This is a genomic window from Chitinophagaceae bacterium (assembly GCA_007695095.1).
In the GTDB taxonomy this organism is placed as follows: Bacteria; Bacteroidota; Bacteroidia; order Chitinophagales; family REEL01; genus REEL01.
In genome coordinates, this window is record REEL01000050.1 from 1 (window position 1) to 7,324 (window position 7,324).

Genomic DNA, 7,324 nt, shown 5'->3' on the forward strand with positions numbered 1-7,324 from the left:
CTATTACAATCCCAGTCCCCCAACATGTCCGTAGCCGGCCAGGTAATCATATCCGGTGCCATCGGCGGCACCGCCGAAGCCCTGGGTGGCGGCAAATTCGCCAACGGCGCCGTTACAGGGGCCTATGTGATGATGTTTAATCATTTGATGAATGAGACTACAAAAAGTTCGGGGGATACACCAAATTACTCAGAACTGCAATTTTACGAGGAAAGTTTTCAGGGAAGTCGGATTAGATTACCTGGCGTTGGGAGTGCCGGAGGGTTTTTTTATATATTATCCGGAAAAGTATTTCAAAGTGATGATGGTAGTTGGTATGTTTATGCTTCAACTTCAGCTTTTGCCCCTGCTTCCGAGAAAATGGCGACCTCGATAACATATTTAACTTCCATAACAATTTTTGAAAATGGCAATGAATTATATAGGGGGAATTTGCAAATCTGGCCAGATTCAGGTCCAAGGTATAGTTCAGGGAAAAATAATCATACCAATATTGGATGGGGTTATATGCCCTTGCCATCATCAGGCAATAATATTGGTGTTGAGATAAAAATTTATTATAGGACCTACAAATGGCTGCATGGAAATGCTTACCCAAGAACTCCTTTTATTTATAGAATTGATTTTTGACACATGAAAAACTACTTAACAATCTTAATTATGTTATCAGGGTTAATTTCTTGTAAATATGATAAAACCCCGGAAGGCAATAATTACTCAGACAAAAAAGAAAATGCAAAGAAAGAATTTTCAAAGCAAGATAATCAGACTCCCTTAAAGATATTTTCTGATGAGCTTATTGATCTTGACAATCAAGCAACTTTGCTTACTTACAGAGGAGATAAAGAAAGTTACTATGACGCTTTAGAATTACTTAATAAAGCAATTCAACTTGATTCAACATTTTTCTATGCATATGAAACTAAAGCATATATATACACTAAGCTTGGAAAATATGATGAGGCTATTGAGATTTATGAGCAAATAGCAAAGGAAGTTAAGAACTACCAAATTGAAGTTTATTCAATCTTGGGAAAACTTTATGATAAGTTTGGGGAAAAAACTTTAGCAATAAACAATTATGAAAAAACAGTTGAGTTTTATCATGAACAATATAAAAGAACAGGTAAAGTTTTTTACCTGGTTTATATGGCTCATTACACATTTATAATGGACCAAGAGAAAGGATTAGAGATAATAGATTCTTTGATTGAAGCTTATCCTTTGGATAAAGATCTTCCAATGTACAGGCAATACAAATTCATAGAGTACAACCATCAGAAAGTTTTGGATAATTTATAAGGAAAGGGAAATATATTGGTTTAAAACCCTGTTAGCTGAACAATCTAATTGATAGGCTTTCAAAAGTAAAAATAATAAAGAGCTTTGAATCGGCAAAAAACGACCTAAGGTGATCTTTATAACGAGGATTGGAGACCTCCCCAGCCAATAAAACTCCTGTCCGGCAATGCTACCTGCGTGTAAAGCAGATATGCCGGTAAACAGATCCCGATGAAAGAAAACACCAAACCTTCCCTGTGTATGCCGGGCTTGACCGGCATCCGGATTTAATACATATGATCCGGTAGGGACAGGGCTTGACCTGTCCGCTGCAGATTGTTTATTAACTCCGCTGAACCCCTGCAGCCGGTTGCAATTCCGGGACAGGCCGAGTCCTGTCCCTACCCTGCTGCGGATTAATTGAAACGGCCGGAGATAAAAACCCAAGTGTGGTAAATCCCATAAATTAAAAAATTTTATATATTGCAGGGGCAAATCGTTCTTTGAATGCCGGGGCCATCGGCGGCACCGCCGAAGCCCTGGGTGGCGGCAAATTCGCCAACGGCGCCGTTACAGGGGCGTATGTGATGATGTTTAATCATGTTCAAAGCCAACAAAGGGAAAGAGCAAGACAAGAATTGCAAAAGAAAATAAAAAATGTAACTATAGCAGAACGAAATAGAGCGATTAGAAACAAAGCCCTTTTAGAGTTATATAAAAACACACCAAGTAGTAGTGCCGATGGTTATCTCCAATACAATATTAATGTTGACTTTGATGTTGATGGTTTACGCTATGGCAGATGGGAAGTTTTCGAAAATGTAAGTTTAAACATAGGTGATGAAACTATTCATATGGATGTTCATTACAGGAGATCAAGATTAAGCAGTGTTACAGACATTAATTGGTTTAAAAATCAACCTGCAAGTTATGTGAGTCCAGGGGGTCCGCGTATAACTGGTTATTTGATTGAATTTAGAAATCAGGGAAATGTAACGCTCAGTCTAATAAGATTTCAAAATTATCAACAATTTGAATTATTTAGGAATTATTTGTCAGGAGATTAACCCTCTTGTAATAAGGTTAATTTCAATATGTAAGATAAAAGTATTATGCACAAAAAAACTATCACAATTTTATTGTTTGTTATAATTGCTTCCTTTTCTTATTATTTTTTTGGAATTATTAAAAAAAGCAATTTTTACAAATCTGATGAAGGCATCTCTGCAATGACAATAGCTTTTAGCTATCTTGGTCATTATGTTACCCAATATTCCAATATTCCTGAAACCAGACAGTATTTTGATTATCTAGCAGAAATCTCACAACTGGAAAATGAGATCTTTCCAGAAAATTTTCATAAGTCCCTATTGAATCTTAATCCATCAGATTTTGAATTTACCACAGATTATATTTACATCTATATTTGGCTTTTTTCGGAACCAGATAAGAATAAGGATACATTGTATTTACAGGATTTATCTTTATGGGACTTTTTATTTAGAAGAAGCATGCTTGTGGCTCAGTATTCTTATCCCAGCCCGTGCCGACCGAATATGATTTATATTGAAAAGAACCATAAATCGTTTCAAAACAAGGATTTATACAATAAGCTATTTGACATCATTAGTGAAATCATGCATTTCCAAAAGAATGAAAACACGGGTTACGAATTATTTTCCCTTTGTTGTTTCCATATTTTTTTTGAAGAAGACAAAATCATGATTGAAAACTATTATACATTCCTTGATGATCAGTGCAAGCTTGATAAAAATCTGAAAAAAGAAATTCTGTCAAGACTCAGTTTTTTACAAGAGCAATTTTCTGATTATGATTTTTATATTCAGTTTTATATAGACAGAAATCGTTAAATAGGAGGAATACAGCATATCCAAGTCTTGGGGGCAGTGAGGCATTAAATATTATATGGTTGAGTTTAGAAATAGGTTTAATCGAAACCAAGCCCCCATGCGCACCTCCATTACAAAACTTTAGCCCTGGGGGTTTGGCTCCGTCTCCCTTTATCTGGAACTGGTGATTGAATAATTTATACAACCTTATATGTGTGCAATATGAAATACTTTGATTATATCCTTTTCCTTTCTTTTCACGAATACAAAAGAGGAAATAAAGAAACTTTCGGAGCTTTTACAATTTCAGCATTATGGTTGGCTTTTTTACAACCTTTATGGCTTTTCATATTGTTATCTCCTTTTGAATTTATAATGAATCAGCAATTAATGATTGGAGTACAGACACCCATAGGATTTGCTTTATACATCATTTTATTCGCAGGGTTCAATATTATTTACTTAAACACAAATAATCGAAAGCAAAATTCTTGGAGTTTAAAAGGTTTTAACATGAGTGCTATACCTCCAGCAATTATTGGTGCTGTATTTAGCTATAGTGTTTATCAGTTTGAAGTTAATCGGCAAATGCATATACGGATGAAGCAACATGATGCAGATGTTTTAAGATATCGCAACTATCACTTAAATAACGAATGAAAATTAGCATGAAAAAGCCAAACAATTTTATTGTAGCAATATTGATAGTTACCTTACATTTATTTGTTGGTTTTGGGGTTGTTTACCTTTCTGTAGGATTTGACATGTCAAAAGTTAATCTTTCACAAGTTTGCTATGCTTTAGTTGTGGGGTCACCTCTTTTTCTGCTGCTCCTAAAAAACATAGTTTTTGAGAAATTAACTAGTAACATTAGCAATCGGAAAAAGATTATTATTCTCAAAACAATTGTTGTGATTCTTTCTGTGTCTTTAATGTTGATATTGAACTATATTTTTAACTCTTTCTTTTATGAAGGAATTACAACTGAGAATATTGGTGGGCTATTAATTATTTATGTGATTAGTTACATTTATTTATTTTTCTCATTCAAGGATGGTAAGATTTATGCGTTTTTGTGATGCTTGCTTATTAGTAGATTAGTTCCTGGTGAGTCTTGGGTTAAAGACCAATACAAGTTCAGTATATCACAATCGCTATGTCTTATCTTAAAAAGCATCATTACCTGAAATAAAAACTATTTCATAGTATTCTAAATCACGTTAAAATTGAGTTCTATGCCCAAGGACAGCAGGACACCTTTAGTTAATGGCTTAGCGAATAGGTTACCCCGCTAAGCGGCATTTAGCTTCGCTGAACTCCCTACGGTCGGTTGCATTTCCGCTCTGAACACCACTGAATTTGTAATTCAATCCCCATTCATTATTTGCAATTCTGGAGACGCGCCGTAAAGCGCGTCTGTACAGGTATTTCGATGTGTTGGATGTGAGACGCGCCGAAAAGCGCGTCTTTACATGAAAACCCTGAAAAAATAAATTCCTGCAAAGTTCAAATTGAATCCATCTGTAGAGACGTGCATCCCGGCACGTCTCAGATTATTCATCACAATGGCTTGTACAGACGCGCTTCCCGGCGCGTTTCGCAAACCAGCGATTTATTTTTCATGATTTTTTAACCAGACAATATTGCGCTGCAAAACCATCCCGGTTTTCTCAACCGCAACTGCGTGCAGCGCCCGGAATCATTCGGGCTGCATGCTTCTACAAATGTGGAGCTCCTCCGGAGCAATCAGAATCAAACCAACCAGCCGCATAGCGGTGAAATTATGGTAGAAATTGAAATGATACCACAACCATTCAAAGCCGCATAGCGGTGACATTATTTTTTAATCCCACCAATGAAAATATTTTATATATTGCAATCGGGAATTTGTTCTTTGAATTTCATATGGTTACCTGTTTCAATCCATTAAAGTCATGATCACAAAAAGGTTTTTAATGGCAATATTGCCACACATTTTTTTAGTAACTCCTATCCTCTTAGGGTGGGCATTTATATTAATAGCAAACAGTGATCATGAACATATCATTATTGGTTGGATGATCTGGATCGTTTTTGGAGCTTATTTGGGTTTGAAACCGTTATCATACTACATTCAATATTACATCAATGATATCAAAATTAAAGTGGATTTCAACAACCAGAAACGAGAGTTTTATTTTAAAATAAAAGGCCAATACAAGATTATTAGTTTCGATGAGATTTTATATCTCGATGAGGTATACGACAGAAGCTATTGGACACATTTCTTAAAACCATATTATTACAGACTTATCACAAAAAACAAGGAAGTATACTTTTTCAGTCGGTTATGGTTTACACGGCTTGATAAAAAAATTGATTTTACTGTGGGTAAGTATGATGTTGCATTTCCTTATATGCGTAAAGGATTTTAGATCAAAACTACTTTTATTCATTTATTCTAATGTCAATGATGTTAAGTTTGAACTAAAGACACAACAAATACTTGACGAATAATTTTTATTTTAAAAAAAATATGGATTACGCAATTATAATTGTTTTATGGATATCCCTTTCTTTAGCAATAGGTTATAGCGGTTCCAAACGTAGAATGGGGTTTTGGATGTCATTTTTTCTAAGCTTTATACTAAGTCCTCTATGGGGCTTTTTAATAACATCATCAAGTCATAAGATTCAAGATGAGAATGCGAAAGAAGACATTGACACTGAGCGGGATTTTTAACTCTGCCCACGCTGAGCGGAAATTGCAATTCCGCTCCGAACACCATTGAATTTGCCATTCAATATCCATTTGATACATTTTGGTTAGTGAGGGCATGACTCAAAGTCATACCCTCACTAATAATTAAGGCCAAAAATTGTAAAAAATAATGCAATAATAGGCCAAAAATTGATTAAAAATTTAAAGAAATAAGCTTATATTTGTATCTGTTTTATTATTTTCAGGTAAAAAAATCTCTGAATATGTATAAGCGACAAATGGAAATTATATTAAGGAAATGGCTTCCGGCAAGGGAGATTATTATCCTTTATGGTGCAAGGCAGGTTGGAAAAACAACCCTTGTTCGTGAATTATTGAAAGAGCATTCAGATAGCCTGCTTATCAATTGCGAAAATACCACTGTGGCACCCATTCTGGAAAGCAGAGATCTAAGAGCCATCAAAGCCCTTTTTGGCTCAACACGGATTGTTGCCCTTGATGAGGCACAAACCCTTGATAACATTGGTGCCATTTTGAAAACCATTTATGATGAGCTACCGGAATATAAAGTCATTGCCACAGGTTCAAGCAGCTTTGATCTTTCGACCAAAGTAAAGGAGCCTCTTACAGGTAGAAATCTGAAATTCCGTTTATATCCCCTTTCAGTGGATGAACTCAGAATGAAAGACGGATGGCTGCAGGTTCTTGAAAGCCTTAAGGAATTTATGGTTTATGGTTTATATCCAGGAGTAGTAACCATGGAGAGCTGGCAAAAGCAAAAGAAAGTCTCAGAACTTGCATCTGATTATCTTTTTAAGGATTTGTTAACTTTTGAACAGGTAAAGGACTCGGCAAGTATTCGTAAATTGCTCAAAGCGCTGGCCCTTCAAGTTGGAAGTCAGGTTTCTGTTAATGAACTGTCGAATCTTACCGGCCTTTCCCGTCCACTAATAGAAAGACATCTCGATTTGCTCCAAAAGTGTTTTATCATTTTCAGGCTCGACTCATTTAGTTCAAATCTGCGAAATGAAATAAAGAAAAGCAGCAAGTACTACTTTTTTGATAATGGCATTATGAATGCGTTGACAGGAAATTTCAACCCTCTGCCCAATCGTACAGATGCCGGTATTCTTTGGGAAAATTTTGTGATCAGCGAGTTTGTGAAGCAACATAATAACCAGGGTCTTTCAGCCAATTTATATTTCTGGCGCACTTATGATGGAGCTGAAATAGATCTGGTAATAGAAAGAAACCAGAATTTATCTGCTTTTGAGATCAAATGGAGTAAAAAACGAAAAGCGAAACTTCCTGAAAGTTTCAGAAATAAATATGGGGTTGAAGAACTTTTAACTATCAATCCGGAGAATTTACATATTCTTTTCGATCCAGTCCGCAGTTAAGCATGAAATAATATTTGCATTTTTTATTTCTTCAATCAATTCCCCGATTGTGCCAATCATTCCATAAATTTGCAAATGAAACTTACATGGAA

At 35.5% G+C, this 7,324-nt stretch carries 10 protein-coding genes; 9 read left to right on the forward strand and 1 reads right to left on the reverse strand.

Translation table 11 applies throughout. The features are described 5' to 3' along the window. The first annotated feature begins 24 nt into the window (after positions 1 to 24). Together EA412_01060 and EA412_01065 are read left to right on the forward strand one after the other, a co-directional pair. Positions 25 to 630 carry a hypothetical protein gene (locus tag EA412_01060; GenBank protein TVR83083.1) on the forward strand — a complete coding sequence of 202 codons (606 nt, stop codon included), beginning with the start codon at positions 25 to 27 and terminating at the stop codon, positions 628 to 630. A 3-nt stretch (positions 631 to 633) separates the two neighbouring features. Beyond that, positions 634 to 1,302, forward strand: a complete 669-nt coding sequence (locus EA412_01065) for a tetratricopeptide repeat protein (GenBank protein TVR83084.1) — start codon at positions 634 to 636, stop codon at positions 1,300 to 1,302. On the opposite strand, the gene EA412_01070 is transcribed toward EA412_01065, so the two are convergent. Continuing rightward, positions 1,297 to 1,728 carry a hypothetical protein gene (locus EA412_01070; protein TVR83085.1) on the reverse strand — a complete coding sequence of 144 codons (432 nt, stop codon included), beginning with the start codon at positions 1,726 to 1,728 and terminating at the stop codon, positions 1,297 to 1,299. The two genes, EA412_01065 and EA412_01070, sit on opposite strands and share 6 nt — an antisense overlap. Positions 1,729 to 1,784: 56 nt before the next feature. Here EA412_01070 and EA412_01075 point away from each other — a divergent pair, with 56 nt between their 5' ends. From EA412_01075 to EA412_01105, 7 genes are all read left to right on the forward strand, one after another. Then, positions 1,785 to 2,348 (forward strand): hypothetical protein, encoded by a 564-nt coding sequence (locus tag EA412_01075; GenBank protein ID TVR83086.1) that lies wholly within the window; start codon positions 1,785 to 1,787, stop codon positions 2,346 to 2,348. A gap of 45 nt (positions 2,349 to 2,393) precedes the next feature. Beyond that, positions 2,394 to 3,152, forward strand: coding sequence for a hypothetical protein (locus EA412_01080; GenBank protein TVR83087.1), 759 nt, complete (start codon positions 2,394 to 2,396; stop codon positions 3,150 to 3,152). Between the two features lie 201 nt (positions 3,153 to 3,353). After that, complete coding sequence (locus EA412_01085; protein ID TVR83088.1) at positions 3,354 to 3,791, forward strand: hypothetical protein; 438 nt, start codon at positions 3,354 to 3,356, stop codon at positions 3,789 to 3,791. Next, the gene (locus tag EA412_01090; protein TVR83089.1) at positions 3,788 to 4,210 is read left to right on the forward strand and encodes a hypothetical protein; all 423 of its coding nucleotides are present in this window, start codon (positions 3,788 to 3,790) and stop codon (positions 4,208 to 4,210) included. Before EA412_01085 ends, EA412_01090 begins: the two co-directional genes overlap by 4 nt. 876 nt (positions 4,211 to 5,086) lie before the next feature. Beyond that, entirely contained in the window at positions 5,087 to 5,545 is a 459-nt protein-coding gene (locus tag EA412_01095; GenBank protein TVR83090.1) for a hypothetical protein, read from the forward strand. Between the two features lie 101 nt (positions 5,546 to 5,646). Next, on the forward strand, positions 5,647 to 5,853 hold the full coding sequence (locus EA412_01100; GenBank protein ID TVR83091.1) for a hypothetical protein: 207 nt from the start codon (positions 5,647 to 5,649) through the stop codon (positions 5,851 to 5,853). Between the two features lie 242 nt (positions 5,854 to 6,095). Beyond that, positions 6,096 to 7,232: an ATP-binding protein gene (locus EA412_01105; GenBank protein ID TVR83092.1), complete on the forward strand. Its 1,137-nt coding sequence runs from the start codon at positions 6,096 to 6,098 to the stop codon at positions 7,230 to 7,232. The last annotated feature ends 92 nt before the right edge of the window (positions 7,233 to 7,324 follow it).